24 protein-coding genes are annotated in these 25,843 nt (G+C 71.7%); 13 read left to right on the top strand and 11 right to left on the bottom strand.

What is annotated here, in order from left to right:
• Positions 1 to 81 precede the first annotated feature (81 nt).
• Entirely contained in the window at positions 82 to 1,251 is a 1,170-nt protein-coding gene (locus D7W81_RS11130) for a YcaO-like family protein (protein ID WP_120555331.1), read from the bottom strand.
• A 120-nt stretch (positions 1,252 to 1,371) separates the two neighbouring features.
• Between D7W81_RS11130 and D7W81_RS11135 the strand changes: the two genes are divergently transcribed.
• From D7W81_RS11135 to D7W81_RS11155, 5 genes are all read left to right on the top strand, one after another.
• On the top strand, positions 1,372 to 1,848 hold the full coding sequence (locus D7W81_RS11135; protein ID WP_120555332.1) for a peroxiredoxin: 477 nt from the start codon (positions 1,372 to 1,374) through the stop codon (positions 1,846 to 1,848).
• Positions 1,849 to 1,999: 151 nt separating this feature from the next.
• Entirely contained in the window at positions 2,000 to 2,572 is a 573-nt protein-coding gene (locus tag D7W81_RS11140) for an RNA polymerase sigma factor (RefSeq protein WP_120555362.1), read from the top strand.
• Positions 2,572 to 3,117 carry a zf-HC2 domain-containing protein gene (locus D7W81_RS11145; protein WP_120555333.1) on the top strand — a complete coding sequence of 182 codons (546 nt, stop codon included), beginning with the start codon at positions 2,572 to 2,574 and terminating at the stop codon, positions 3,115 to 3,117. The genes D7W81_RS11140 and D7W81_RS11145 overlap by 1 nt, the downstream gene beginning before the upstream one ends.
• Before the next feature lie 5 nt (positions 3,118 to 3,122).
• Complete coding sequence (locus D7W81_RS11150; RefSeq protein WP_120555363.1) at positions 3,123 to 3,611, top strand: hypothetical protein; 489 nt, start codon at positions 3,123 to 3,125, stop codon at positions 3,609 to 3,611.
• Positions 3,612 to 3,741: 130 nt separating this feature from the next.
• Complete coding sequence (locus D7W81_RS11155; protein WP_120555334.1) at positions 3,742 to 4,317, top strand: DUF4136 domain-containing protein; 576 nt, start codon at positions 3,742 to 3,744, stop codon at positions 4,315 to 4,317.
• A 9-nt stretch (positions 4,318 to 4,326) separates the two neighbouring features.
• Here the strand turns inward: D7W81_RS11155 and D7W81_RS11160 are convergent, their stop codons facing one another.
• The 3 genes from D7W81_RS11160 to uvrA all read right to left on the bottom strand — a co-directional run bounded on the left by D7W81_RS11160 (position 4,327) and on the right by uvrA (position 11,503).
• The gene (locus D7W81_RS11160; RefSeq protein ID WP_120555335.1) at positions 4,327 to 5,472 is read right to left on the bottom strand and encodes a chemotaxis protein; all 1,146 of its coding nucleotides are present in this window, start codon (positions 5,470 to 5,472) and stop codon (positions 4,327 to 4,329) included.
• 132 nt (positions 5,473 to 5,604) lie between these two features.
• Positions 5,605 to 6,165 carry a glutathione peroxidase gene (locus D7W81_RS11165; protein ID WP_208721260.1) on the bottom strand — a complete coding sequence of 187 codons (561 nt, stop codon included), beginning with the start codon at positions 6,163 to 6,165 and terminating at the stop codon, positions 5,605 to 5,607.
• 34 nt (positions 6,166 to 6,199) lie between these two features.
• A complete protein-coding gene (gene uvrA / locus D7W81_RS11170) occupies positions 6,200 to 11,503 on the bottom strand; it encodes an excinuclease ABC subunit UvrA (RefSeq protein ID WP_120555336.1) in 5,304 nt (1,767 codons plus the stop codon).
• A gap of 178 nt (positions 11,504 to 11,681) precedes the next feature.
• On the opposite strand from uvrA, the gene D7W81_RS11175 reads away from it, so the two are divergent.
• Positions 11,682 to 12,695: a S1 family peptidase gene (locus D7W81_RS11175; protein WP_120555337.1), complete on the top strand. Its 1,014-nt coding sequence runs from the start codon at positions 11,682 to 11,684 to the stop codon at positions 12,693 to 12,695.
• 22 nt (positions 12,696 to 12,717) lie between these two features.
• On the opposite strand, the gene D7W81_RS11180 is transcribed toward D7W81_RS11175, so the two are convergent.
• The gene (locus D7W81_RS11180; protein ID WP_120555338.1) at positions 12,718 to 13,302 is read right to left on the bottom strand and encodes a DUF2378 family protein; all 585 of its coding nucleotides are present in this window, start codon (positions 13,300 to 13,302) and stop codon (positions 12,718 to 12,720) included.
• Positions 13,303 to 13,673: 371 nt separating this feature from the next.
• Here D7W81_RS11180 and D7W81_RS11185 point away from each other — a divergent pair, with 371 nt between their 5' ends.
• Positions 13,674 to 15,803, top strand: coding sequence for a M4 family metallopeptidase (locus D7W81_RS11185; protein ID WP_120555339.1), 2,130 nt, complete (start codon positions 13,674 to 13,676; stop codon positions 15,801 to 15,803).
• Between the two features lie 78 nt (positions 15,804 to 15,881).
• On the opposite strand, the gene D7W81_RS11190 is transcribed toward D7W81_RS11185, so the two are convergent.
• Positions 15,882 to 17,192 carry a M18 family aminopeptidase gene (locus D7W81_RS11190; protein ID WP_120555340.1) on the bottom strand — a complete coding sequence of 437 codons (1,311 nt, stop codon included), beginning with the start codon at positions 17,190 to 17,192 and terminating at the stop codon, positions 15,882 to 15,884.
• A 12-nt stretch (positions 17,193 to 17,204) separates the two neighbouring features.
• Positions 17,205 to 18,038, bottom strand: coding sequence for a hypothetical protein (locus D7W81_RS11195; protein ID WP_167508047.1), 834 nt, complete (start codon positions 18,036 to 18,038; stop codon positions 17,205 to 17,207).
• Between the two features lie 120 nt (positions 18,039 to 18,158).
• On the opposite strand from D7W81_RS11195, the gene D7W81_RS11200 reads away from it, so the two are divergent.
• Positions 18,159 to 18,866 carry a hypothetical protein gene (locus D7W81_RS11200; protein ID WP_120555342.1) on the top strand — a complete coding sequence of 236 codons (708 nt, stop codon included), beginning with the start codon at positions 18,159 to 18,161 and terminating at the stop codon, positions 18,864 to 18,866.
• 88 nt (positions 18,867 to 18,954) lie between these two features.
• Here the strand turns inward: D7W81_RS11200 and D7W81_RS11205 are convergent, their stop codons facing one another.
• Together D7W81_RS11205 and D7W81_RS11210 are read right to left on the bottom strand one after the other, a co-directional pair.
• Positions 18,955 to 19,890, bottom strand: coding sequence for an acyl-CoA dehydrogenase family protein (locus tag D7W81_RS11205; protein WP_120555343.1), 936 nt, complete (start codon positions 19,888 to 19,890; stop codon positions 18,955 to 18,957).
• A gap of 52 nt (positions 19,891 to 19,942) precedes the next feature.
• Positions 19,943 to 20,614: an SET domain-containing protein gene (locus tag D7W81_RS11210; RefSeq protein ID WP_120555344.1), complete on the bottom strand. Its 672-nt coding sequence runs from the start codon at positions 20,612 to 20,614 to the stop codon at positions 19,943 to 19,945.
• Positions 20,615 to 20,716: 102 nt separating this feature from the next.
• Between D7W81_RS11210 and D7W81_RS11215 the strand changes: the two genes are divergently transcribed.
• Entirely contained in the window at positions 20,717 to 21,091 is a 375-nt protein-coding gene (locus tag D7W81_RS11215; RefSeq protein WP_120555345.1) for a DUF423 domain-containing protein, read from the top strand.
• 19 nt (positions 21,092 to 21,110) lie between these two features.
• Here the strand turns inward: D7W81_RS11215 and D7W81_RS11220 are convergent, their stop codons facing one another.
• Entirely contained in the window at positions 21,111 to 21,419 is a 309-nt protein-coding gene (locus D7W81_RS11220) for a hypothetical protein (RefSeq protein ID WP_120555346.1), read from the bottom strand.
• A 177-nt stretch (positions 21,420 to 21,596) separates the two neighbouring features.
• On the opposite strand from D7W81_RS11220, the gene mug reads away from it, so the two are divergent.
• Positions 21,597 to 22,097: a G/U mismatch-specific DNA glycosylase gene (mug, locus tag D7W81_RS11225; RefSeq protein ID WP_120555365.1), complete on the top strand. Its 501-nt coding sequence runs from the start codon at positions 21,597 to 21,599 to the stop codon at positions 22,095 to 22,097.
• Here mug and D7W81_RS11230 read toward each other — a convergent pair whose 3' ends face one another.
• A complete protein-coding gene (locus D7W81_RS11230) occupies positions 22,098 to 22,931 on the bottom strand; it encodes a 3'(2'),5'-bisphosphate nucleotidase CysQ family protein (protein WP_120555347.1) in 834 nt (277 codons plus the stop codon).
• Positions 22,932 to 23,098: 167 nt separating this feature from the next.
• On the opposite strand from D7W81_RS11230, the gene D7W81_RS11235 reads away from it, so the two are divergent.
• From D7W81_RS11235 to D7W81_RS11245, 3 genes are all read left to right on the top strand, one after another.
• Entirely contained in the window at positions 23,099 to 23,602 is a 504-nt protein-coding gene (locus D7W81_RS11235) for a DUF3592 domain-containing protein (RefSeq protein ID WP_120555348.1), read from the top strand.
• Between the two features lie 92 nt (positions 23,603 to 23,694).
• A complete protein-coding gene (locus D7W81_RS11240) occupies positions 23,695 to 24,183 on the top strand; it encodes a GNAT family N-acetyltransferase (RefSeq protein WP_120555349.1) in 489 nt (162 codons plus the stop codon).
• Between the two features lie 48 nt (positions 24,184 to 24,231).
• Entirely contained in the window at positions 24,232 to 25,833 is a 1,602-nt protein-coding gene (locus D7W81_RS11245; RefSeq protein ID WP_120555350.1) for a carboxylesterase/lipase family protein, read from the top strand.
• Positions 25,834 to 25,843: the final 10 nt, after the last annotated feature.

The following is a 25,843-nucleotide window of genomic DNA, read 5'->3' on the forward strand; positions in this document are numbered from 1 at the left end:
GCCCCTGCCCCTGCCCACTCCCAGCCTCCGGGGCGCCATGCGCCGTGGACCCGGCACCGTTGACCGCACCTGACCGCCGCTTCACAGGAGCTCCGAGACGCGCATGCCTGGCACCACCACCTTCCACACGTGCAGCCCGGGCACCGGCGCGTCCAGCGCGATGCCCGCCACCTGTGTGAACCCCGCGCCGTCCAGCAGCGACAACACCGTGCGCACCTTCGCCGTCGCGGTCTTCGCCCGCCGGTCCGCCGCGTCCGGCATCGCGTCCACAGCTCGACGGGGCCGCACTTCCGACAGGGCCTGCGCGAAGCCCAGCGCCGCCTCGCGGTCCGCCGCCGCCACGTCCTCACGCGCTCCGTGGATGTCCGTCAGCCGCGACTGCGCGGCCTCCAGCAAGGCCTTCTGCAACGCCTCGTCCCGGTCCATCGCGCAGGCATAGCCCGCCGTGAGCGGCACCGGCCCCTCGTCCGCGTCCACCAGCACCGCCGCAGCCACCGGCAACCCCACCCGCCCTCGCGTCCGGGGCGCGGGCGTCACGTCGAAGAGGTAGACGCGAAAGCCTCGGGCCCGCAGCGCGTCCCGCAGCGCGGCCGTGCGTGGCGCCCCGTCCTCCAGGCTCTCCGGCCGCAACATCCGCCCCACCACGCCCTCCTCCGACCAGCCCTCCGGCAACGCCCGTGACAGCTGATCACGCTCCGTGGCCTCCAGCAGCGCGTGCAGCAGCGCCGGCTCCGGCTCCGGATGCGCCCCGGAGCCATTCGTCGTCCACGCCACCGACACCGGCCCCAGCTCCACCGTCCCGGAAGGAGGGCAGTACACGCCCTGCGCCGGCACCCAGACCGGTTCGCCGCCATCCAGCGTCCGCGCCTCGCACCACGCCAGCCGCACCTCCGGCCCCGCGAGCCTGGGCACCACCACCGTGCCCGCCGACCCCAGCGCCTCCACGCCCCAGACCGTGTCGCCTGTCCGCTCGAGTTCCGCCCTGGCCCCCCAGCGCAGCCGCTCCGGCCGCACCGTCTCCGCCGCCCACAGCTCCGCCGTCTCGAAGAGCGCGCCCCGGGCCGCGGCCTCGTAGGTGAGCCCCTTGCCATTACACACCTGGAGCACGTGTCCACCCGGACGCACCGCGCAGGCGACCTCCACGCCAGTGCGGTCCAGGCCGGTGACCCGGGCGACCCGGGTGACGCCCAGGCCACGGGCCAGGGCATCGAGGAAGGCGGGGGAGACAGGGTCCGTCGAGGGGGGCGACACGGCGGGGCACCTTAGCCAGATTCCCCGGGAGCGGACACCCGGCGCGGCGCGGCATGGGATGGCGGGGAAAACGTGGTAGGGGAAGGACAGCCCCCGCCGTCGGGATGGAGCGCGCATCGAATGATTGCCGTCGGAGACCTCGCACCTGACTTCGCCGCGACCGACTGCCATGGGCAGACCGTGCGATTGTCGGAGCTGCGAGGCCGGCGCGTCGTGCTCTTCTTCTTCCCCCGCGCCTTCACCGTGGGCTGCACCATCGAGAACCGGGCGTTCCGGGACAACCACGAGCGGATCCGCACGCTGGGCGCGGAGCTGGTCGGCGTCTCCGTGGACACGCTCACCACCCAGTGCGACTTCGCCCAGCAGGAGGGCATCCACTTCGCCCTCCTGGGAGACGACGAGCGGCGGATCAGCCGCGCCTGGGGCGTCCTGTGGCCCGTCCTCAACATCGACCGGCGCGTCACCTTCATCATTGGCGCGGACGGCACCGTCGAACACGTCATCCACCACGAGGTGCGCGTCTACCGCCACCTGGACGACGTGCTGAAGTACCTCCAGGCCCACCCCATCCCGGGCAGCGACTCCGCCTCCGCTTGAGGGCCCGCCGCCCGTCCGCCTGCCCGGTACCGGACGTCCCCCGCACGTCCCTGGAGGCGAAATGCGGGCCGGAAAATAACCTTCCGGCCCCTGGAGGGTTGGAGCCCCTGTGAGCGGACGGGTCCTAGGACTGGTGCGGCCCGGTGAGGCCGTGAGCGCTCTCTCGGATGAGGCCCTGTGCGGGGCCTTCCTCGCGGGGGACGCGAAGGCGTTCGGCCAGCTCTTCGAACGGCACCGGGGCCTCGTCTTCTCACTGATGCGCCGCTACACCGTGAGCGCGGAGGACGCGGCGGACCTGACGCAGCAGGCGTTCCTCCGGGCCCTGGAAGCGTCGCGGCGGGTGTTCTCGCGCTTCACACCCACCACGCCCACGCCCTTCCGTTCGTGGCTGGTGCGGGTGGCGCTCAACCTGGCGAAGAACCACGCGCGGCAGGGGCTGCGGTGGCGGCCGGTGCTGGTGGGGCCGGTGACGGATGACGTGGCGGAGGCTCCAGGCGAGGGCGCGGAGGCGTCGCTGGAGCGAACGCAGCAGGGGCAGCGGGTGCGCCAGGCCGTGCTGGCCCTGCCCCGCCGTCAGCGCGAGGTGCTGACGCTGCGGGTGGACGGCGGACTGCCGTTCAAGGACATCGCCGAGACGCTGGGCATCACGGAGAACAACGCGAAGGTGCAGTTCCACCACGCGGTGAAACGCTTGAAGGCCGACGTGGCCGGGGAGACGCAGTGATGGGTGCGTGCGTGGAATACGAGGAGCAGGCGAGCCTCCACGCCGCGGAGGCGCTGGAGGGCGAGGAGGCCACGCGCTTCCAGGCCCACCTGGAGTCCTGCGCGGCCTGTCAGGCGGAGGTGGCCTCCGCGCGGCAGGTGCTGGGGCTGGTGGCGCTGCCGCCCCAGACGCCCGTGGAGGTGCGCGCGCAGGACGGCCTGGGCGCGAGGACCCTGGCGGCGTGGCGCCGCGAACAGACGCGCCAGGGCATGGGCCGCCGGGCGCTGGGTTCGCTCGCGGCCGTGGCGGCGGTGGTGGCGCTGATGCTGGGCCCGTCCGCGCTGGAGCGGCTCAAGGCGCCCCATCCGGCGGCGACGCCGTCCGCGGTGCAGTCCGCGAGCGCTCGCGACGACGTGGACGCGGAGACGCTGGCCGCCTTCGAGGCGTGGGCCGGGTTGGATCCGCTGGAGGACGACGGCTCGGGGTACGGCGTGGACGAGGACCTGACGTGGGAGGGCGATGACGCCGGCCTGGATGGCGACTTCGACCTGGGAGAGACACTGTGAAGACGATGAAGCGGATGACCTGGGCGCTCGCGTTCGCGCTACCGGTGGTGGCGCTGGCGCAGCCCATGGCGAAGGAGCCGGGAGCGCGTGACACCGAGCGCATGGCCCGGGCCGAACAACGGCAGCGGCTGCGGCAGGTGCTGGAGCTGGCGGACACGCTGGAGCTGGACAGCGCACAGGCCCTGAAGATGGATGAGACGCTGCGCCGCTTCGAGGACCGGCGCCGCCCGCTGCGCGAGCAGGTGCGGGACTCGGCGCGCATCCTCCACCAGGCGTCGCGCGGTGACAGCGCGGCCCTGTCGCAGGTGGACGCGGCGGCGCAGAAGGCCTTCGACGCCCGCGCGCAGATCGCCGCGCTGGACCGGGAGCTGTACCAGGCGCTCGCCAAGGACCTGTCCCCGCAGAAGCGCGCGAAGCTGGCCATGGTCATGGCCCGCTCCGAGGGCGCGAAGGGGATGAAGGCCAAGGGACCCAAGGAACCGCGCGGCGACTGAGGACGCCCCCGCCGGAAGTCGGAGGCGGTCAGGCGGGCGGGGGCGGGGCATCCCCAGGGGCCATCCCCAACGTCATGGCACGGACCGTGTCCCGCCCCCCGGGGATGCGCCCATCCTCCTGGAGGCCGCCATGCGTCTGCTGTCCCGTGTCGTTCCCTTGCTCGTAGGTCTGGGGCTCGCGTCCTGCGCGGGCGTCGATGTCGGCACCAACTACGACCCCGCCGCGGCCCAGCGCATCAACGAGTTCCGCAGCTACGCGTGGCTGTCGCATCCCCAGCAGACGAAGGACACGCGCATCAACAACGCCATCACCGAGGCCCAGGTGACAGGCGCGGTGGACAAAGACCTCCAGTCCCGCGGCTACCAGAAGGTGGCCGCGAACGAGAACCCGGACTTCCTCATCGGCTGGCAGGGCGCCATCGACACGCGGTTGTCCTCGGAGACGGTGGACAACTACTGGGGCTACCCGTGGGATCCGTTCTGGGGTTCGTACTACGGGCCCTCGGAGACGTACGTGCGCCAGTACGACGTGGGCACGCTCATCCTCGACATGGTGGACGCGAGGGAGAAGACGCTCGTCTGGCGCGGCACGGCCCAGGCGAACCTGGGCGACAGCCCGAGCGCCCAGACCGACGGCGGCAGGATTGAAAAGGGCGTGGAGAAGATGCTGGAGAAGTTCCCGCCCAAGCCGGAGGAGAAGAAGTAGGCGCTGTCTTCAACGCGCGCGCCGCCATGCCCGCGTCAGCAGCAGGCCGCCCAGCACGCCGCCCACGCCCACGAGCAACGACAGCAGCGCGAGCCAGAGGAACACGCGGTCCACCAGCGGCCCCAGCCGGTCGAACGCGTGGTCCACCCAGCCGCGCGCGAGGCCATCGAGTTGCTGGAGCGTGGCCACGCGCTCGGCGTGCAGCGCGGCCACCACCGCCTGCCGCTCGCGCCCCACGTCCGCGAGCACCGCCTGCCGTTCGCCGGTGACGAACTCCTGGAGGCCCAGGCGTTCGCCGTGCACCGCGTCCAGCACCGCGCGGCGTTCGCGTTCAATGAGCGCGGGCGTGTTCGCGGCCACGGCGCCCACGCGGTCCAGCAGGTCCACCGTGCGCCCCAGCTCCGCGAGCGCGGCCTGGACGGTGGGGGCGCGCATCGCGTCGGTCGCGACCAACTCCGCCTGCCAGCGCGCCTGCCGGGGCAGGCTCGTCGCATAGAGGTCCACGCGCGCGGTGAGGTCGCGGGTGTCCTCGACCAGACCGGCGGCCGCGGACCGCAGACCTCCTCCGGAGGTCTCGGTGAGGGAGGCCAGCAGGGACGCGGTGGACTCGCGCGTGACGAGCGGCCCGGTCAGCGGGTGCTCCGCGGCCCACGCGTGCACCCGGGCGCGCGACGACGACACGTCCTCGCCGCCGGTCACCTCGCGCCACAGGACCTCCACCTGGGACTCCAGGTCCACCAGCGTGGCGTTGGCGTGCGACAGCAGCTCCGGCGGAATGCCCTCGGCGAAGCGCGGCAGCGCGTCCTGCATCTGGGCCAGCAGCGCCCAGGTGTCGATGAGGGCGGCCACGGGGTCCGGCTGGAAGAGCGAGCTCTGCACGGCGGGCACCGCGTTGGCCTTGAACCGCAGCATGGCCCCGGCCACCTGGGGCGAGTCCGAGCGCGCGGCCAGGTCGTCCGCCATGGCCTCCAGCAGGCCGGAGAACCGCCGCGCCAGGTCCCGCACCCGGATGCGAAGCGCCGCCACGGACAGGTCGGAGTGCCCCACGCGCGAGGCCAGCTCCGAGCGCTGCGGCGCCAGCGACGCGCATCCACCGCACAGCGCCGCGAGCAGCACCAGGGTCACGACGCGGGTGGGAGGGAGGACCGGAGCCATGGACCGGGACCCAAGCTGCGCACGCCCTACCCCACCGCCGAGCGGCCCCCAGGCGCGGAGCCAACGTCGGACGTCCAACGCCCGGCGCGGATCCACGTCACGAGGACCGGATCCGCCGCCGGGGAACGCCCGTCACTTCTCCGCGAGCGCCTTGTCGATGGCGGCCTTCAGCTCCGGGCTGTCCGGCGTGACGCTGCTGGGGAACGCGGCCTTCACCTGACCGTCCTTGCCCACCACGTACTTGTGGAAGTTCCACTTGGGCTCGCCGTGGTCCCTGGCGAGGAACGCGTAGACGGGGGACTGGCCCTCGCCCTTCGTCTTCACCTTCTCGAACATGGGGAAGGAGACCTTGAAGCGCAGCTCGCAGAACTTGGCGATCTGCTCGGAGGTGCCCGGCTCCTGGCCGCCGAAGTCGTTGGACGGGAAGCCCAGGACGACCACGCCCTTGTCCTTGTAGCCCTGGTAGAGCGCCTCCAGGCCCTTGTACTGCGGCGTGTAGCCGCACTCGGACGCGGTGTTCACGACGAGGGCGACCTTGCCCTGGAAGTCCGACAGCTTCTCGGACTTGCCGTCGAGCCGGTTGGCGGAGAGCTGGTGGAGGGACATGGCCTTCTTCTCGGTCTTGTCCGCGGCGGAGGCCGCCGTGGAGAGGGAGAGCACCGTCGCGACGGTGAACAGCAGTGGAGTTCGCATGGCGCGCGCAGGATGCCGCAAGGCGTTCATCGTTTCACCGTCCCCGCGCGGCGACGCGCGTCTTGGGTTCTTCAGTGGAAAAAACCGACTTGAGCACGCGCCCCGTGGGCGTCTTGAGCTTCGCCACCTCGCGCGGCGTGCCTTCGCCCACGATGCGGCCTCCGCCCTCGCCGCCCTCCGGCCCCAGCTCCACCACGTGGTCCCCCGCGGCGATGACCGACGGGTGGTGCTCGATGACCACCAGCGTGTCGCCCCGGTCCACCAGCCGGCCCATGAAGGTGATGAGCTTCTCCACGTCGCCCAGGTGCAGGCCCGTGGTGGGCTCATCCAGCACGTACAGCGTGGGCTCGTGACGGGAGGTGGCCGTCAGCTCCGCGGCCAGCTTCAGCCGCTGCGCCTCGCCGCCAGACAGCGTGTTGGAGCCCTGCCCCAGTTGCAGGTAGCCCACGCCCAGGTCCGCCAGGCACTCCAGCGGCGCGGCGACCTTGGGCAGCGAGCGGAACACGTCCTTCGCCTCGTCCGCGGACAGGCGCAGCACGTCGCCCACGGTGAGCCCGTGGTAGCGCACCTCCAGCGTGGCGGCGTCGAAGCGCGCCCCGTTGCAGGCCTCGCACGGCGTGACAACGTCCGGCAGGAAGGACATCTCGTGGGAGATGGCGCCCTGCCCTTCGCACACCTTGCAGCGGCCACCGGCCGCCGTGTTGAAGGAGAAGCGCGCGGGCCCGAAGCCGCGGATCTTCGCCTCCGGCGTGGCCGCGAACACCCGGCGCAGCTCGTCCCAGATGCCCAGGAACGTCGCCGGCACCGAACGCGGCGTGCGCCCGATGGGCGACTGGTCCACCGACAGCACGCGCTTGATGGACTCCGTGCCCTTGAGCGCGTCGAACGCGCCGGCCTTCGACGTGACGAGCCCCAGCTTGTCGCGCAGCGCCGGGTACAGCACCTGCCGGATGAGCGTGCTCTTGCCGGAGCCCGACACGCCGGAGACGACGTTGAGCCGTCCCACCGGCAGGCGCAGGTCCACGCGCTGGAGGTTGTTCGCGCGCGCGCCTATCAGTTCCACCCACGCCTTGGGCTCGCCGCGTCCGGACGGAGGCCGCACCTGCGCGGCCCGCAGCGCCAGCGCGGTGGGCGAGTCCGACTCCAGCACAACGTCCGGCGTGCCCTCCGCCAGGATGTGGCCACCGCCCCGGCCGCCCGTGGGCCCCAGGTCCAGCAGGTGGTCCGCGGCGCGGATGGTGTCCGAGTCATGCTCCACCACCAGCACCGTGGAGCCCGTCTCCACCAGCGCGCGCAGGTTGTCGAGCAGCCGGTGTGTGTCGCGCGGGTGCAGGCCGATGGTGGGCTCGTCCAGCACGTACATCGCGCCGGTGAGGCCCGCGCCCAGCTGCGCGGACAACCGCAAGCGCTGCATCTCACCGCCGGACAGCGTGGCGGCGTTGCGGTCCAGGGACAGGTAGCCCAGGCCCACGCGGTCCAGGAACTCCAGGCGCCGCACCATCTCCTGCCGCGCCGTCTCGCCCAACAGGGCCCGGTCGCCCTTGAGCTTCCAGGTGCGCACGCGCGCGAGCGTGGACGTCACCGACGCCTGCACCACCTCGTGGTAGCGAGCGCCCTCCAGCCGCACCGCGCGCGGCACCGGGGACAGGCGGGTGCCACCGCACGTGCGGCACGGGGCCGTCTCGCCCTCGGCCATCGCGGTGGCGCCGCCCTGCACGCCGGTGCCCTCGCACGACTCGCAGCGGCCCTGCTTCGTGTTGAAGGAGAACCAGCGCGGGTCCAGCTCCGGCACGGCGGTGCCGCACTTCGGGCAGGTGCGCTCGCTGGACAGGAGCGTCTCCCCCTTGGCCGTGCGCAGCTTCACCGCACCCTTGCCCCAGTTGAGCGACGCGTCGAACAGCTCACGGGGAAGCTTCGCGAGCTTGCCCTCGTACATCACGAGGTCGATGTCGTGCTCCTTCGTCTTCGCCAGGCGCGGCGGGTCGTCCGTGGACGCCAGCTCCCCGTCGACGATGGCCTGGGTGATGCCCGCGCGCGCCGCCGCGCTGAAGACGTCCAGGTAGGTGCCCTTGCGTGCGCGCACCGCGGGCGCCAGCACCTGTCCGTCTCCCTTCGTCGCCAGCACCTGCGCGTAGAGCGCCGCGGGTGAGGTGGCGCCGATGGGCGTGTCGTCATTCGGGCAGTGCGGCACGCCAATCTTCGCGTACATGAGCCGCAGGTAGTGGGCCACCTCGGTGACGGTGGCCACGGTGCTGGTGGCCCCCGCGCGTGACGTGCGCTGCTCCAGCGCCACGGTGGGCGGGATGCTGCTGATGCGCTCCACGTCCGGGCGCGGCAGCGTGGGCAGGAACTGCCGGGCGTACGGCGTCAGCGTCTCCAGGAAGCGGCGCTGGCCTTCCGCGAATACGACGTCGAACACCAGCGAACTCTTGCCGGAGCCGCTGGGCCCCGTCACCACCGTCATCTTCCCCAGGGGAATGCGGCAGGACACGTCCTTGAGGTTGTGCTCGCGCGCGTGCTCCACCTCGATGGCGGGCGGCGCTTCCTTCCCGGGACGGCGCAGCTTCACCGCCTTCGCCAGCGGCTTGCCCTCGCCCCGGAGCGCGGCGGCGGTGGCGCTGCCCTGCATCTTCGCCACGTCCGAGGGCGTGCCCTCCGCCACCAGCCGGCCACCGTCCCGGCCGCCCTTGGGCCCCAGGTCGATGATCCAGTCCGAGCCCTTCATCACCGACACGTCGTGGTCCACCACGAGCACGCTCGCGCCCCGGTCCACCAGCGCGTGCAGCGACGCCATCACGTGGCGCACGTCCTCCGCGTGGAGGCCGGCGCTCGGCTCGTCGATGAGGAACAGCGTGCCCTTCGCGTCGCTCGCCAGCGCGCGCGCCAGCTTCAGCCGCTGCGCTTCGCCGCCAGACAGCGTGGACAGAGGCTGGCCCAGGGGCAGGTAGCCCAGGCCCAGCCGCTGCGCGGGCCCCAGCGTGCGCTTCAACGCTGAGTCGTCGCCGAAGTGCTGGAGCACCTCGTCCACCGTCATCTCCAGCACCTGCGCGACGCTAAAGCCCTGGTGCTGGACGGCGAGCACCTCCTCCTTGAAGCGCCGGCCCCGGCACACCGCGCACAGGAGGGCCACGTCCGCGAGGAACTGCATCTCCACCGTCTCGTAGCCCTCACCCGCGCAGGCCTCGCAGCGGCCCTTGTCCACGTTGAAGGAGAAGTGCGCGGACGTCAGGCCCCGCACCTCCGCGTCGGGCTCGGATGCGAAGCGCTCGCGCAGCCGGTCCCACGCCTTGGTGTACGTGGCCGCGTTGCCGCGCGACGTGCGGCCCAGGGGGGACTGGTCCACGAAGGTGATGTCCTCCACCTGCGCCCCACCCTCCACCGCCGCCACGTTGCCCGGGGCCTCCACGTCCTTCACGCCCAGCCCGCGCGCCAGGTGCCGGTAGAGCACCTCGTCCATCAGCGTGCTCTTGCCGGAGCCGCTGGGGCCGGTGATGGCGCACAGCACGCCCAGCGGCACGCGCACGGACACGTCCTTCAGGTTGTGCTCGCGCGCCTCGCGGATGACGATCTCCCCCGTCCGGGTGCGCGGCGTGCGCGGCGCCTCCGCGCCACCGGAGAGCATGCGGCCGGTGGGCAGGTCCTGCCGCTTCGCCAGCGCCTCCGGGGTGCCGTCGAAGCAGAGCTTGCCGCCCTGACGTCCAGCGCCCGGGCCCAGCTCCAGCACGCGGTGGGCGGAGCGGATGATCAACGGATCATGCTCGATGACCAGCGCGATGTTGCCCCGGTCCGCCAGCTCCGCGATGGCCTCCGTGAGCGGCGGCACGTCCCCCGGGTGCAGGCCCACGGTGGGCTCGTCCAGCACGAAGAGCGCGCCCGTCAGCGACGTGCCCAGCGCCGCGGTCAGCGACACGCGCTGCGCCTCACCGCCCGACAGCGTGCGCGCGGGCCGGTCCAGCGTGAGGTAGCCCAGGCCCACGCGCTGGAGGTACCGCAGGCGCGCGGCCAGCTCGCGCCGCGCCAGGTCCCCCTGCCCCGTGAGCGTCTTCAGCCCGTCCAGCCGCGCCAGCGCGTCCGTCAGCTCCAGCCCGTGCCAACCCGGCAGGTCCAGGTTGCCCACGCGCCACGCGCGGGCCTGCTCGTTGAGCCGCGCGCCGCCGCAGGCGTGACAGAGCGTGTACGCGCGGTAGCGCGCCAGCAGCACGCGCACGTGCATCTTGTACGTGCGGCCCTCCATCCACCGGAACCACGCGCGCACGCCCGGGTAGACGCGGCCGCCGTCGTATTCGCCCTCGCCCTGGAGCACCGACTCGCGCTGCGCCTCGGTGAGCTTCTCCCACGGCTTGTCGAAGGGGATGCCCTTCTGCTTGCAGTACCGCTGGAGCATCTCCCGCTCCCAGCTGGTGGACTGGCCGGACCACGGGCGGATGGCCCCCTGTGCCAGGCTCAGCGCCGGGTTGGGGATCACCTTCCCCCAGTCAATGCCGATGGTGCGCCCGAAGCCACGGCACTGCGCGCACGCGCCCACCGGGCTCTGGTAGCTGAAGAGGCCCGGCCGCGCGGGCTCGAACTCACGCGCGCACTTCGGACACACGAGGCCCCGGCGCAGCCGCTTCGGCGCGGTCTCCGGCAGGAAGAGCAGCGCCTCCCCATCCGCGCGCGCCCACGCGTCCTCCAACGCCTGGGTGACGCGGGACAGGTTCGCGTCCGTCAGCTTCACCCGGTCCACCACCACCTGCGCCACGCCAGCGGGGTCGGTGGCCTCGCCCGGCTTGAGCGTCTCCAGCTCCTTCACCTCGCCCTGCACCATCAGCCGGTGGAAGCCGTCCTTCAGCAGGCGGGCCCGCGCGTCGAGGAACGCCGACGTGTCGGGGATGCGCACGGGGTACGTGATGACGCCCTGCGCGTCCGGGTGCTCGCGGAGGGCGGCCTTCGCGGCCACGCGCGCGTCGGTGCGCACCGCCTCCAGGCCACAGTCCGGACACACCGGCATCGCCTCGCGGGTGAAGAGCGCGGACAGGTACGGCTCCACGTCCGCCAGCGTCGCCACCGTGGAGCGCGAGCTCTTCACCGGCGCGCGCCGGTCCACCGCGACGCCCGCGGCCACCGGCTCCAGCGCGTCCATGGGCGGCCGCTCCAGCCGCTCGAGGAACTGCCGGGCGTACGGACTGAAGCTCTCCACGAAGCGGCGCTGGCCCTCCGCGTAGAGCGTGTCCAGCGCGAGGCTTGATTTGCCGCCTCCGGACACGCCGGTGACGCAGACGAACTCCCCTTCGGAGAGATCGACGGACAAATCCTTGAGGTTGTGGGTGCGGGCGCCGACGAGGTGGGTCTTGTGCATGCCGGCCGGAGGTTTAACGACCGGACACTCGCGCGCCAATCACAACATGACGGCCAACATCGCCCCACCCGGGTGGGTTGGGTGGTGAGCGGGCGGGCTGATACAACGCAATGCGGCTGGCCCCATTGAAAACGCAGGGATGGGAATGCCAGCGGGAGCATCACGAACGGGGGTGGCCATGTCCGACGACGACGAGGCACGCTGTGCGCGGGCCGAAGAGGCCTTGCGGCGCACGAGTGCCTCCCTGGTGTTGCTGGAGCTGGGCGGCCACACCGCCACGGGCTTCGTCATCTCCTCCGAGGGCCACGTCGTCACCAGCCTCCACGCGGTGGCCAGCGCGCGCGCCATCACCGCCGTGCTGCCGGACGGCCTGCGCTCCCCGGTCGTCCAGGTGGCGACCGTGGACGAGCGGCGCGACCTGGCCGTCCTGTGCCTGTCCGTCCCGGACCTGGTGCCCGCCCTCCCGCTGGGCCCGGCCACGCTGCCCAGGGAGGGCGAAGCGCTGCACGTGGTCCAGGCCCACGCGGGCCGCTCCCCCCAGGCGCGCGAACTGGAGGTCCGCGCGGTGCAGGTCCTGGGCGACTGGCTCACCCTGCTGGAGCTGTCACGCACGCTGCCGGAGAATGCGTCGGGCTCGCCGGTGCTGGACGCGCACGGACAGGTGGTGGGGCTGGCCACCGCGGCGCTCGCCAACGGCCGCGCGCTGGGGCTCGTCATCCCGGTGCGCTACATCACGCCGCTCCTCAAGACGTCCGGCCCGCCCGGCCCGCTGTCCGCCCTGGATGCCCCCCGCCAACGCGCCGCCCGCGTGCGCCACGTGCCCCAGCACCCCGTGGGCCTGCTGGAGGGCTGCGCGACGCCGGCCGTGGAGTCCGTGGCCGCGCTGCTGGGCCAGGCCATCAACGTGGGCGCGCCCGCCTACAACCGGGGCGACGTGGAGGGGTGTTACCGGCTCTACGCGCACACCGCCGAGCAGCTCATCGACGAGCGCGACGACTGCCCCGGCGTCCAGCGCGCGCTGCGCGACGGCCTCTTGCGCTGTGAGAACCTGAAGGACGCGGAGGACCGGGCCTGGGCCCTGCGCGACACGTTCGACGGGTTGATGGACGTCATCGGCCGGTGGCGCCAGTCGCGGCCGGCGCCTCCTGCTCCCGCCAGCAAGCGCCCCCCGCCGAAGACGTACCTCAACTAGCGGCGGGGAGACGCGCCGGCCGTCAGGCCTCGTCCCAGCGGATCCGCAGCGAATAGGCGTGCTCGGCGCGCTCCAGCACGTCCACGCGCGGCAGCACCCGCGTGCGGCGCAGCACCTGCTCCACCGCGCCCGCCACGAAGTCCGGCAGCGGATCCGCGTCCACCACGCGCGCCCGCCATTCGCGCGCACGCACGGGCTCCAGCAGGAGCTTCATGTCGTCGCGGCCCGCGCGCAGGTACGTGGGCAGCCGCGCCAGGCACCGCTCCGCGCCCAACAGCGGCGCCGCCGCCGCGAAGATGCGCCCCACCAGCGTCTGCGCGAAACCCTCCACGTAGTGCGTGCCCAGCACGCGGTTGGCGTCCTCGCTCGCCAGGCCCGGGCACGCATGCCGCCGCGCCACCGCCAGCGCCGCGCGCCACACCTCTAGAGGGAAGACCTCTTCCACCGCGTCCGGGTCGTAGCCCACGTCCCGCAGCGCCTGCGCGAACAGGCCCGACGGCCTCAGCGCGTGTTGAAACAAACCTTCGAAGTTCCGGCGAGGGACCCGCACCGCCAGGTGCGGAAGGCCAAGGGCCTCTCGCGGCTCCGGATGAATCCACGGCTCCATGTCTTGTAACCCCCCCAGGGTCCAGCCCCCGCACCATCCCGGCCGGGAAACCGTGTCGCAGTGTATCAGCCTTCCCGAACCCGGCCTGCCTGCCTGGTTGCCACCCGAGTGTATTTTTCCAAGTATTTCCCCGCATTTTCCCCGCCTGCCGCGCGTTGATCCGCGACTTCTCGCATCAGGGATTCCTGGAATTCGGGTCGTGGCGGACCCCCACTGAAAGTAGATTTTCTGTGTCAACCGCTGAATTCACAGGAAGTCCACTGGCGGTATCCGCTGATTCCTGGGCTGCCGCGTTAACTTCTTCGAGCCATCGGAAACTCTCGGAGTTCCCGTGCGAGAATTGTTCATCCCCCTTGCAGCGTGAGTGATTCATGACCATTCGCCGCACCGACGGTTCGACGCCCGTTTCTCTCCGCCCCACCACCGACACCTCGACGACGGCGAAGGCCAAGAACGTCCTGCGCGTGAAGGACGGCTTTGAGTCCGTCTCCCGCACGGGCGCCGCCGCCGGCGCGCAGCCCACGGCCGCCGCGTCCGCGACGACCCAGGCATCCTCCACGGGGGCCACCTCCGCGCAGACCGGCCGCCTCGCGCTGGACAGCAAGGATGCGCAGCAGGCCATCCAGACGTCCCTGAAGCACCTCACCCCGCCGATGACCGCCTCGAACCTGCTGGCCGCGAACAAGGCCGGCCCGACGCTGGCGCCCCGGAGCGTGGAGCGCGACGAGCTGGGCATGACCCACGTGCGCCTGGACCGCATGCACGAGGGCGTGAAGGTCTTCGGCGAGCAGCTCATCAGCCACCTGGGCGCGGACGGCAAGGTGTCCAGCGTCACCGGTGAGCAGAACCCCATCCCCGCGGGCCTGGGGAACCAGAAGGTGAAGCTGGCGCCGCAGCAGGCCATCGACATCGCGAAGAAGGAGCTGGGCGGCAAGGCCGACAAGCAGCCCTCTTCCGAGCGCGTCGTCTACCAGGACGCGGAAGGCAAGTACCACGCCGCCTACCAGGTGGAAGTGACGCAGATCGCGGGCCAGGAGCGCCCCAAGAAGCAGAACTACGTCATCGACGCCAACACGGGGAAGGTGCTGGAGAGCTTCAACAAGATTGGCGGCTGGAGCAAGAAGGCCGCCGCGCCGATGCAGGTCAACGGCACCGCCAGCCCGAACGTCGCCATCCCGGACAAGGGCCAGGTCCAGTCGAAGATCAACATCCCGGACGGCGTGACGGTGGACAAGCTGTCCGTCGACCTGAACATCAAGCACACCTGGAGCGGCGACCTGAAGGTCACGGTCACCAGCCCCTCCGGCAAGTCCGCCGTGCTGCAGGACCGCAAGGGCGGCTCCAAGGACGACATCGCGGGCTCGTTCGACCTCTCCGAGACCTTCAAGGGCGAGAGCGCCAAGGGCGAGTGGACCGTCACCGTCGAGGACAAGGCCGCGCGTGACACGGGCACCCTGAACAACTGGAGCCTGAACATCACCGCGAAGGAGACCACGCCTCCGACGGATCCGCAGAACCCGCCCACGGGCACCGCGGACGACGTGTCCATGTACAGCGGCCACGTGGACCTGAAGACCACGAAGAACGCGGACGGCACGTACTCGCTGGAGGACTCGACGCGCGGCAAGGGCGTGGTGACCTACGACGCGAACAACAAGACCACCGCGTCCGGCCAGACGAAGATCACCGACGACAACGACAAGTGGGGCGAGGCCACCGACCCGGCGCGCGCCAAGGCCGCCGTGGACGCGCACTACGGCGCGGCCACCACCTACGACTTCTACAAGAACGTCCTGGGCCGCGACTCCATCGACGGCGCGGGTGAGAAGCTCACCAGCTACGTGCACGTGCGCAACAACTACGTGAACGCGTTCTGGGACGGCGAGAAGATGAGCTACGGCGACGGCGACGGGAAGCAGTCCGGCCCGCTCACCACGCTGGACATCGCGGGCCACGAAATCACCCACGGCCTCACCGAGCGCACCGCGGGTCTCATCTACAGCGGCGAGTCCGGCGGCCTGAACGAGGCCTTCTCCGACATCATGGGCACGGGCGTGGAGTGGTACGCCGCGAAGAACAACCCCGAGGCCAAGTGGAACTGGACCGTGGGCGAGGCCGCCTGGACGCCGAACAACGGCACCAATGAGGACGGCCTGCGCTACATGAACGACCCGACCAAGGACGGCTACTCGGTCGACAACTACAAGAACTACCCGAAGCAGACGGAGGTGCACGGCTCCAGCGGTATCGCCAACAACGCCTTCTACCTGCTCGTGGAGGGTGGCAAGAACCGCACCTCCGGCCTGGAAGTGAAGGGCGGCGTGGGCATGGAGGACGGCCTGAAGATCTTCGGCCGCGCCCTCACCACGTACATGACGCCGAAGACGACGTTCGCCCAGGCCCGCGAGGCCACCATCAAGGCCGCCACGGACCTGCATGGCGCGGACTCCGTCCAGGTGCAGAAGGTGAAGGACGCCTGGACCGCGGTGGGCGTGAACTAGTCCCAACGCTGAAAGCTTCTTGAAACACCCGAGGCGGGTCTGGTGTCACCACCGGGCCCGCCTCTTCCTTTTCGCGGCTCAGGCGAAGAAGCGCGTCAGCACCGCCACCATGCGGGCCACGTCGGACGCGGCGGCCAGCTCGCGGATGGAGTGCATGGACAGCATGGGGTTGCCCACGTCCACCGTGCGGATGCCCAGCTGCCCCGCGGTGATGGGGCCAATGGTGCTGCCGCAGCCCAGGTCCGTGCGCGTGACGAAGTGCTGGGGCGTGACGCCCGCCTCCTTGCACAGCGCCGCGAAGTGCGCCCACGACTCGCCGTCCGTCGCGTAGGACTGGTTGACGTTGGTCTTGATGACGGGGCCCGCGCCCAGCTGCGGCTGGTGCTTGGGCTCGTGCATGGAGGAGTAGTTGGGGTGCACCGCGTGAGCCATGTCCGCGCTCACCATGAACGAGTGGCGGATGGCGCGGTGGAACGCGTCCGCTCGCCCATCCGAGTGCGCATGGACGATGCGCTCCAGCAGGTCCTTCAAGAACGGCGATGCGGCGCCCTGCGCGCTGCGGCTGCCGCACTCCTCGTGGTCGTAGAGCACCACGCCCACCGTGGCCTCGCGCTTGTCCGTGCCGGACAGGAGCGCGGTGAGCCCGGTGTGGCAGCTGGCCAGGTTGTCCAGGCGGGGCGCGTGGAGGAACTCGCCGTGCAGGCCGGAGCGCGTGGACGGCTGCAAGTCATAGAGGCACAGGTCGTAGCCCAGCAGGTCGTCCGCGGCAGCCTTCACGCCCGCGCGGCCCAGCTCCTCCACCAGCAGCGCGCGCAGCTCCGCGGGCCCCGCGCTCTCCAGGCCCAGCACCGGCACCATGTGCTCCTGCGGGTTGAGCTTCAGGCCGTCCGTGTTGACGCCGCGGTTCAGGTGGATGGCCAGGTTGGGCACGCGCAACAGCGGCCGGCGGAAGTCCACCAGGTGGTGCTGGGGGCGGCCGTTGTGCAGCGCCACCACGCGGCCCGCGAGCGACAGGTCGCGGTCCGTCCACGTGTGCAAGAGCACCCCGCCATAGATTTCGACACCGAGCTGCTGGTAGCCGTGGCGGTTGACGGGCGCGTTGGGCTTGAGGCGCAGGTTGGGCGAGTCCGTGTGCGAGCCCACCAGCCGGAAGCCGGTGGTGTCCACGGGCTTCGTGCCCAGCTGGAAGGCGGCGATGCTCGTGTCGCCGCGGATGACGAAGACCTTGTCGCCGGGCTTCAGCGACCAGGACTCGCGCTCGTCCAGCTCACGGAAGCCCTGGGCGGCGAGGCGGCGGGCCGTCTCGCGTACGGCGTGGTACGGCGTGGGCGACGCGTCGATGTACTGGAGGAGGTCGTTGGCCTGCGTGTCGATGTCGGTCGGGCTCATGGGCCCGGCACGCTAACGCCGTCCGGCCCCGGTGCCACGTCCGACTGTCACGGCCCGGACAGGCGGCGGGGCGCCCGCCGGCAGGACGGTGGAGGAAGGGCGCGCCCCCGGCGGCGCGTCCAGGAAGGTGCCCAGGAGCACCCAGCGGCGAGCGGCGTCCTCGCGGGCCGGCTTCGCGGCGAGCGGGGTCGTGTAGTGCCAGAAGGGCAGCCGGTACACGGTGACGCCGCCCACGGTGCTGACCTTCGTCAGCTCGGAGAAGTGCCCGTCCTTCGCGTACACCAGGTACTGGTGATCCACGGCGGGCATGGTGAGGCTCACGTGCATGTCCACGTAGCCGTCGCGCGCGTCCGCCTCCTCCGGGTGATGGTCGTTGTGCGGGCCCGTGTAGTCACCCGGGCTGTAGCAGAGCACCTGGATGCCCCACCCCCGCTTGAGCGGCCGGCCGCTCACCGCCGCCGCGAAGGCCGCGAACGTGTCCGAGCGCAAGAGCTCCACCAGCCCCACCCCTTCCGCCGCGCGCCACGAGCGCGAACGCCGGCTCTCCAGCAGCGCGGTGCGCACGCGCACCGTCTTGGGCAGCGCCTCCGTGTAGTTCTCCACCATGCCGGAGATGGAGTCCTCCGGGATGGGGTCCTCCATGGTGACGAGCGTGTCCCGCAGCGCCGCGTCCAGGAGGTCGCGGGCCTCGGCCGCCTTCTTCACGTCGATGACGCCCTGCAGCGCGATGAAGGGCCGCGTGGGGTCCAGGAGCGCGCCGCACGTCTCGGAGTCTCGGCCTTCGAGAATGCGGCGGCCCTTCGGGGTGAGGAGGTCGGCGAACTGGGTGGGGAGGCGCGGAGACATGGCGCGCACCATACCGGGACGGGGGCGGAACGCACGCGTGGCCGGGGGCCGGCAAGGCAACTCCCCTGCCCTCCCGGCGATAATCCGGTACCCCCGAAGTCCAGGGTAGAAGGCACGTCCATGACCGAGATCCGCAACCGTTCCGCCGCCCCCTCCGTCGCTCCAGCCCGCACGCAGGCGCCGGCCGCGCAGCCCGCCCGGGCCAACCAGGTCACGGAGGCGTCACGCGCGGACGTGCTCAACCGCGCGGAGCTGGCGCGCGCCCGCGCGACGACGGCGCCGGTGCAGGCGACGCCGGGTTCGTGGCGCGGCGGTGCCAACACGGAGGTGGGGCGCGCCATCCAGACCATGCGCCAGCGCCTGTCCGACGTGAACATCACCATCAAGGGTGACACGCCGCAGAGCCTGTTCGACCGGGCCATCCTGGACAACAAGCACGTCACCAACGAGCAGATCCTGGAGATGTCCCGGGTGAAGTTGGACCAGCTGGCCACCGACCCGAAGACGCGCGCGAAGGTGCTGGAGCGCGTGCCCAACGCGCGGGAGCTGCCGGTGCACCACTTCACCGTGGCGATGCTGTCCGCGGTGACGGGCATCGACCGCGCGGCGCTGTCGGAGGCCTGTCCGGACCTGGGCCTCACGGGCGCGCCCAACACGCCGCTGCTCTACGCCGCCAGCTCCGAGAAGATGCAGCGCTCCACCGCCCTGCACGACTTCACGGACTACATGCGCGGCGCGGGCGTGAAGGGCATGAACAAGGCCGTCTGGGGCGTGGAGAACCGCGTCCTGTCCGCCCTCGTCTCCGCGCTGGGCGGCGGCCGGTACTGAGGCTTTCCGCGGCACCGAAGAAGCCTGGGCCCGCGCGGTGGAGGAGGCCTCACGCCCCTCCCCTCGCGGGCTTTCGCTTTTGAAGCGGTCAGTCGTCGCCCGCGCCGCCGGCCAGCCGCTGGCGCGCGACCTCCAGCCGCTTCGCGCGCACCTTGGAGGCCAGGTCGAGCAGGCGCCGGTCGCGCTGCCACCGCTCGCGCATCTCCACGTCCACGCCCTCCCAGGCCACCTCGCAGCGCTCCAGCGCGCGGTGCATCTGCGCGAGCGCGCCGCCCAGGGCCACGTGCACGGCCGCGTCGCTGGGGTCCTCCAGCGCCAGTGCGTGGATCATCACCGCGATGGCCACCAGCTCCTCGCGCAGCGCCACCGGCCAGCCGCACCGGCGGGCCACCTTCACCAGCCAGCCCAGCACCGCCAGGTTGACGTGGCAGTCCTCCACCGTGCGGAACGGCTTGAGGTAGCGGGTGTAGCCATCCCCGGGCAGCACGTCCTCCGCCGTCACCTCCACGCCGTCCAGCCGCAGCGCCGCGTGCGGCACCTCCGGCACGAAGCCCAGGGGCGGCAGCGGCTCCACGGTCACCCCGGGCGTCCCCGCGTCCAGCCGCACCATGCGCAGGCGGTTGCGCTCCTGGGCATCGCGGCCCTCGGAGGCGACCACCAGCAGCACCTCCGCGTGCGTGCCCAGCGTGACGTACGTCTTCACGCCATCGAGCCTCCAGCCGGTGCCGTGCGGCGTGAGCTTCGTCTCCATGGCGCTCGGGTGCCCGCCGCCAGTCTCCGTGGCGCAGAGCGCGGCGCGCTTGTCCCGCGGCAGCTGGGGGAAGAGGGAGCGCAGCGCGGCCTGATAGCCGGAGGCGAAAGCGAACCCCATCCGGTCCATCCGGAAGCCGCTGGCGAGCGCCAGGTCCGCGGACGCCGGGAAGCGCGGCTGCACCGCGAGGTGCCGGCGCCACCAGGCCTCCACGGAGTCGAGCGAAGGAAAGTCAGGGGCCTCGGTGAGCAGGAAGCGCAGGACGTCTTTCACGCTTCCAGTCTAATGCCCGGCCCCGGCGCATGCGCGCTTTGCGTTGGGCGCTTCAGCTGGCGGCGCGGCGGCCGCGGCCCGGAGACTTCGTGCGCTGGGTGCCCCGCTTCTTCTTCGCGGCGGCCGGCGGCGCCGGCTTCGACTTCTTGGCGGACTTCGCCTTGGAGGTCGACTTGGACTTCGACGCGGCCTTGGACTTGGACGGCGCCTTGGCCTTGCCCGTCGCCTTCTTGCGCCGCGCGGGGGCCTTCTTCTCCGGGGCGAGGATGGTGCCCCGGCAGGAGGGCGTGCCGCAGCGGCAGACGTAGAGCGACTCGGCGTCGGCGTCCATCTCCGGGGTGCGCTCGTACGCGTAGTCGTACGTCAGCTCCTCCCCCGGTTCGATGGCGCGCAGCGCGTAGATGTGGATGCGGCCCTTGTCGATGAGCGACTGGCAGTTGGGCTCGCACGAGTGGTTGATGTAGCGCGACTCGTTGTGGAGCGTGCCCGCGTCCAGCACCGTGTTGTCGTCCAGGTTGAAGAGGAACGTGTGGTGGCGCTCCATCGACTCGTCGTCGTAGCGGACGTCCGCCTGGGCCTGGGTGATGCGCTCACCGATGTACTCGATGATGCGCGCGCCCTTGCGGATGCGGCGGGTGGCGAACGCGCCCGTGCCCTGGATGGCGGACTGGCGCAGCTCGAAGGGAATCGACGGGGTCTGCTGGAAGGAAGGGGAAGTCGTCATCGCGGATAGGGGCGCGGCTGGGGCGGGTGCGTGTTCAACCAGGACGCTGCCGTGAAGCGCGGTGTAGCGTGCCGCAGTCAAGCGCGCGAAGAAAGGCACTCGATGATGCGGTGGTGGATCGTGGTCGGCGCGGTGAACGCTTTCCTGTCCGTGGCGGCGGGCGCCTTCGGGGCCCACGCGCTGAAGGCCCGGCTCGCGCAGGACCTGCAGGTCATCTTCGAAACCGGGGCGCGCTACCACATGTACCACGCGCTCGCGCTGGTGGCGGTGGGCCTGCTGGGCACGGTGCGCCCCTCGGCGCTCCTGGAGTCCGCGGGCTGGGCGATGCTCGTGGGCATCGTCCTGTTCTCCGGCAGCCTCTACGCGCTGGCCCTGTCCGGCGTGCGCGTGCTGGGCGCCATCACCCCGCTGGGCGGCCTGGCCTTCCTCGCCGGGTGGGCCCTCCTCGCCGTGGCCGCGTGGCGCGCCACACCGTGAAACGGTGAACAGCCGGCCGTCACTCCTTGAGCAGGGGCGGCAGCGGGTAGATGAAGTCCAGGTCGCGGTGGTTGCGCAAGCCACAGGCCTCGCGCTGCACGGTGAGGTTCCAGCGCAGCCGCTCCGCTTCCTTCCACAGCGCGCGGTACGCCGGGTAGCGCGCCACCCGCGCGGGGCCGCTCAGGGCGCGCAGCTCCTTCTCCGCCTGGGCCAGCAGGATGAGGGCGTCCTCCAGCTTGTCGCCGGAGCGGCGCAACCCGGAGGCGCGCTCGCGCTGGAACTCCGCTTCGATGGGCAACAGGGCGTTGACGTTCACCGGTTGGGCCATGGCTTCCCTTTAACCACGAGCGCCCGGCTTCGCATCGCGCCGGGGGCCCTTGCCGGGCAGGCAGCCGGGCCTCATGCGCAGCGGCATCCGACCCGCTAGGTTGCGGCATTGGCATCCCACTCCATGAAGCTCCACCGCCCCACGAAGGACGAGCTGTTCGCCGCCACCGGCCGCACCATGAAGGACCTGCTGGCCCCGGGCCTGCGGGTGCTCTTCTGCGGCATCAACCCCAGCCTCTACTCCGCGGTGGTGGGCGTGCACTTCGCGCGGCCGGGCAACCGCTTCTGGCCGGCACTGCACGCATCCGGCTTCACCCCGCGCCGCCTGCAACCGGCCGAACAGGAGGAGCTGCTGGCGCTGGGCCTGGGCATCACCAACGTGGTGGACCGGGCCACGGCGAGCGCGGACATGCTGGACGCGGAGGAGTACGCGGAAGGGGCGAAGTCGCTCTCTCGCAAGGTGAAGCGCTACCGCCCGGCGTACCTCGCGGTGCTGGGGCTGGGCGCGTACCGCACCGCCTTCGCGCGGCCGAAGGCGAGGTTCGGGCCGCAGGAGGAGACGCTGGGCGACACCCGGCTGTGGGTGCTGCCCAATCCCAGCGGGCTCAACGCCAGCTACCAGCTCCCGGACCTGGCGCGGCTGTATGGCGAGCTGCGCCGCGCGGCCGGGACACGCTGACTACTTCAGCAGGCCGGACTCGCGGGCCACCTGCGAGGCAACGGGCAGCACCTTGTCGAAGGCGGCGGCGTTGCACGCGAGCAGGCCCCGGCGGTTCTGGAGCTCGGAGCCGTCGTACAGGTACGCGTTGCCCGCCAGGTCCGTGAGCACGCCGCCCGCGGAGCGGATGACGGCCTCCGGCGCGCAGTTGTCCCAGCGGTAGCTCTTGTCGCTCACGTGCACGTAGAGGTCGCAGCGGGCTTCCGCCAGCAGGCCGCACTTGAGCCCCACCGAACCGGACTCCGTCTCCTTCGTGATGCCCAGCCGCTGCACCACCGCGTCCGTCGTCTTGGAGCGGTGCGAGCGCGACACCACGAGCCGCAGCTGCGCCGGATCCGCCACGTCCGACACGCGCAGCGCGCGGCGGCCCTGGGGGTCCTCCACGTAGCCCTGCTCGCCCACGACGCCGGAGTACAGGACGTCCCCCACCGCGCGGTAGACGACGCCCAGCGCCGCACGGCCCTCCACCGCGAGGCCGATGTGGATGGCGAACTCGCCATTGCGGTTCACGAACTCCTGCGTGCCGTCGAGCGGATCCACGAACCAGCAGCGGCTGAAGCGCTTCGCGTCGGAGACATCCTCCTTCTCCTCCGCCACCACGCCGTCATCCGGGAAGGCCTTGCGCAGCTCGCCCACGATGAAGGCGTTGGCGCGCTCGTCCGCCAGCGTGACGGGCCCGGCGCCGCCAGCCTTGTCCGTGACGGAGAAGTCCGTGGCGTAGACCTGCAGGAGGATTTCACCAGCCTGGCGCGCGATGCGCCGGGCCACTTCGAGTTCTTGAGCAAGTGCGGGCATGGAGGCCCCCGAGTCTACCGGGGCGAATTGCCCCCGTGGGGAAATCTGCCCCGCCTCGCGGCCCTGGACCTCCGAGGTGGAGGCCCTGGCCCGGTGGCTGCAACTCCAAAGCGGATGCGTCTGCCTCGCCGGAGAAACGCGGCGGGTGGCAAGCAAGGACTCGAACGATGATGAAGTGGCTGATGGGGCTGGCCCTGCTGGGCATCGGCGTGGCGCTGGCGTTCGCGGGCGGCCGGATGGTGTACCGCTCGAAGGCGAGCAGGGACTGGCCCACCGTGCAGGGCACCGTGGTGAGCTCGCGCGTGGAGACGCTGCGCAGCAAGCGCGCGGTGAGCTTCCGCCCGGACGTGAGCTACCGCTACGAGGTGAACGGCGTCCCGTACATCTCCGACACGGTGGCCTTCGACGGCCATGGCTCCGGCGGACTGGCGGAGGCGCAGGCGGTGTCGCACCACTACGCGGCGGGAGCTCCCGTGACGCTGCACTACGAACCGGAGGACCCGTCCGTGGCGTGCCTCCAGTGCGGCGACACGAGCCTCGTGAACTACCTGGTGACGCTCGGCGGCGCGGTGTTCGCCCTGGTGGCCGCCTGGGGCCTGGTGGAGCTGGCCCGCTCGACGCTGCGAGACGGCAAGGAGGCCGCCCCGCAGATGCGCGCGAAGGCCCGGTAGCGGACGCCGCGCCGCACTTCCGGCCGGAAGGCTTCGACAGGCGCGTCCTTGAGTGCCCATCCTGGGGCGGACACCCGCTTCCTGGAGAACGCATGCCCGTCACCATCCGCCCCGCGAAGGACCTGGACGCGCCCGCGCTGGGCCGCATGGGCGCGGCGCTCGCGCGTCAGCACCATGGCTTCGACGCCCAGCGCTTCATGGTCCCGGACGACGTGGAGTCCGGCTACCGCTGGTGGCTGGGCAAGGAGGCGCGCCGCCCGCAGGAGGCCGTGGTCCTGGTGGCCGAGTTGGACGGCGAGGTCGTGGGCTACTGCTACGGCCGGCTGGAGGGCGTGGACTGGAACATGCTCCTCGACAAGCACGGCGCCCTGCACGACATCTGGGTGGAGGCGAAGGCACGCGGCACCGGCACCGGCCGGCTGCTCGCGGAGGCCATGGTGCAGCGGCTCACGGAGATGGGCGCGCCGCGCGTCGTACTCAGCACCGCCGCGAAGAACGAAGCCGCGCGGCGCCTCTTCGAGCGGCTGGGCTGGCGTCCCACCATGGTGGAGATGACCCGCGAGACGCCGCCCCGTTCATAGCCTTGGCTCAGAGCATGGGACGGGGCTCGGCTACCCTCCCCCAGCACCATGTCCCAGCCCATCGCCCACCTCTCGTGGTTCCTGACCGTCCTCCTGCTCGGGGGGTGCACGGCCCCCAGCGATCCGCCGGACGCGGTGGATGACGTCACCGAGACGAAGAGCGCCATCGACCCGCCGGTCGCGGTGACGACCGACGATGGCCCCGTGGTGGGAACCCTCATCAACGGACTCAAGGTCTTCAAGGGCATCCCGTACGCGGCGCCTCCGACGGGCGCACGGCGCTGGGCCCCGCCCGCGCGCCCCACACGCTGGACCCAGCCCCTCACCACCACGGCCTTCGGTCCGCCGTGCCCCCAGACGAAGGCCGGAGTCCCTCCCCCGTCCGAGGACTGCCTGCGTCTCAATGTCTGGTCCCCCACCACGGCCGGCGCCCACGCGGTGCTCGTGTGGATCCACGGCGGAGGCTACGTGGAGGGCCACGCGGGCGAGGGGTGGTACGACGCCGCCCAGCTCGCGTGGCGCGAGGACCTGGTCGTGGTGTCCCTCAACTACCGGCTGGGGCTGCTGGGCTTCCTCGCCCTGCCCCAGCTCGAAGCGCCCGACCATGGCACCGGCAACTGGGGCCTGCGGGACCAGGTCGCCGCGCTGGACTGGGTGCGCCGCAACATCGCGGCCTTCGGTGGCGACCCGTCGCGCGTGATGATCGCCGGGGAGTCCGCGGGCGCCGTCAGCGTGACGACGCTGCTGGCCGCCGAACCCGCCCAGGGCCTCTTCCACCGCGCAGCCATCCAGTCCGGCACCTACCGGCCCGTGCTGGAGAAGGAACAGCCCACGGGCGCCTTTCCATCGGCATACGCGGTGGGCGTTCAGGCCGCCATCCTCCTGGGCTGCACGCAGGGCGACATCGCCGCGTGCCTGCGCGCGAAGACGTCCACGGAGGTGCTCGCGGCCCAGGCTCGGCTCCCGGCGGTGACGGAGCTCGGCATTCCGCTCTCGCCCACGCTGCCGGTGGTGGACGGGGTCGTGTTGAAGGGACGGCCGCTCGCGCGGGTGCTGGCGGGCCGGGGCGACGTCCCCGTGCTGGTGGGCGCCAACGACGACGAGGCGAGCTTCGTGATGGACGCCATGGGCGTCGTGGGCAACCCGGGCGACTTCAGCCGCTACGTGGACGCCGTCGGCGCGAGCGCGAGGAAGGCGGAGCTCACCGCGCTCTACCAGCCCGCCACCACGGGCGAGCGCCAGGCGGCCATCGCCCTGGGCACGGACCTGTCGTTCGCCTGTCCCGCTCAGCGCCTGGCCGCCGCGAGCGCCACCACCGGCACGGCGAAGGCGTACCTCTACCGCTTCGCGCGCGCCGCCCCCAACGGGCCGTTCGCGGCGCTGGGCGTCGCCCATGGCACGGACATCCTCTACCTCTTCGGCCACTTCGAGGCCGTGGCCACCACTCCGACGCCGGACGACGCGACACTGTCCCAGTACGTGCAGGCCGCATGGGGAACGCTGGCCCGCACCGGGGCGCCCATCCCCACCTGGCTGCCCTACACCCCAGGCGGGCCGTTCCTCACCTGGAACACACCGTCCACCACGGAAGTGAACTGGCGCGGAGGACGCTGCGCCGCGCTGGAGTCCCTGGGCCTGCTGCCCCCTTGAGCAAGGACGA

Origin of the sequence: Corallococcus aberystwythensis, assembly GCF_003612165.1 — a bacterium.
Taxonomy (GTDB): domain Bacteria; phylum Myxococcota; class Myxococcia; order Myxococcales; family Myxococcaceae; genus Corallococcus; species Corallococcus aberystwythensis.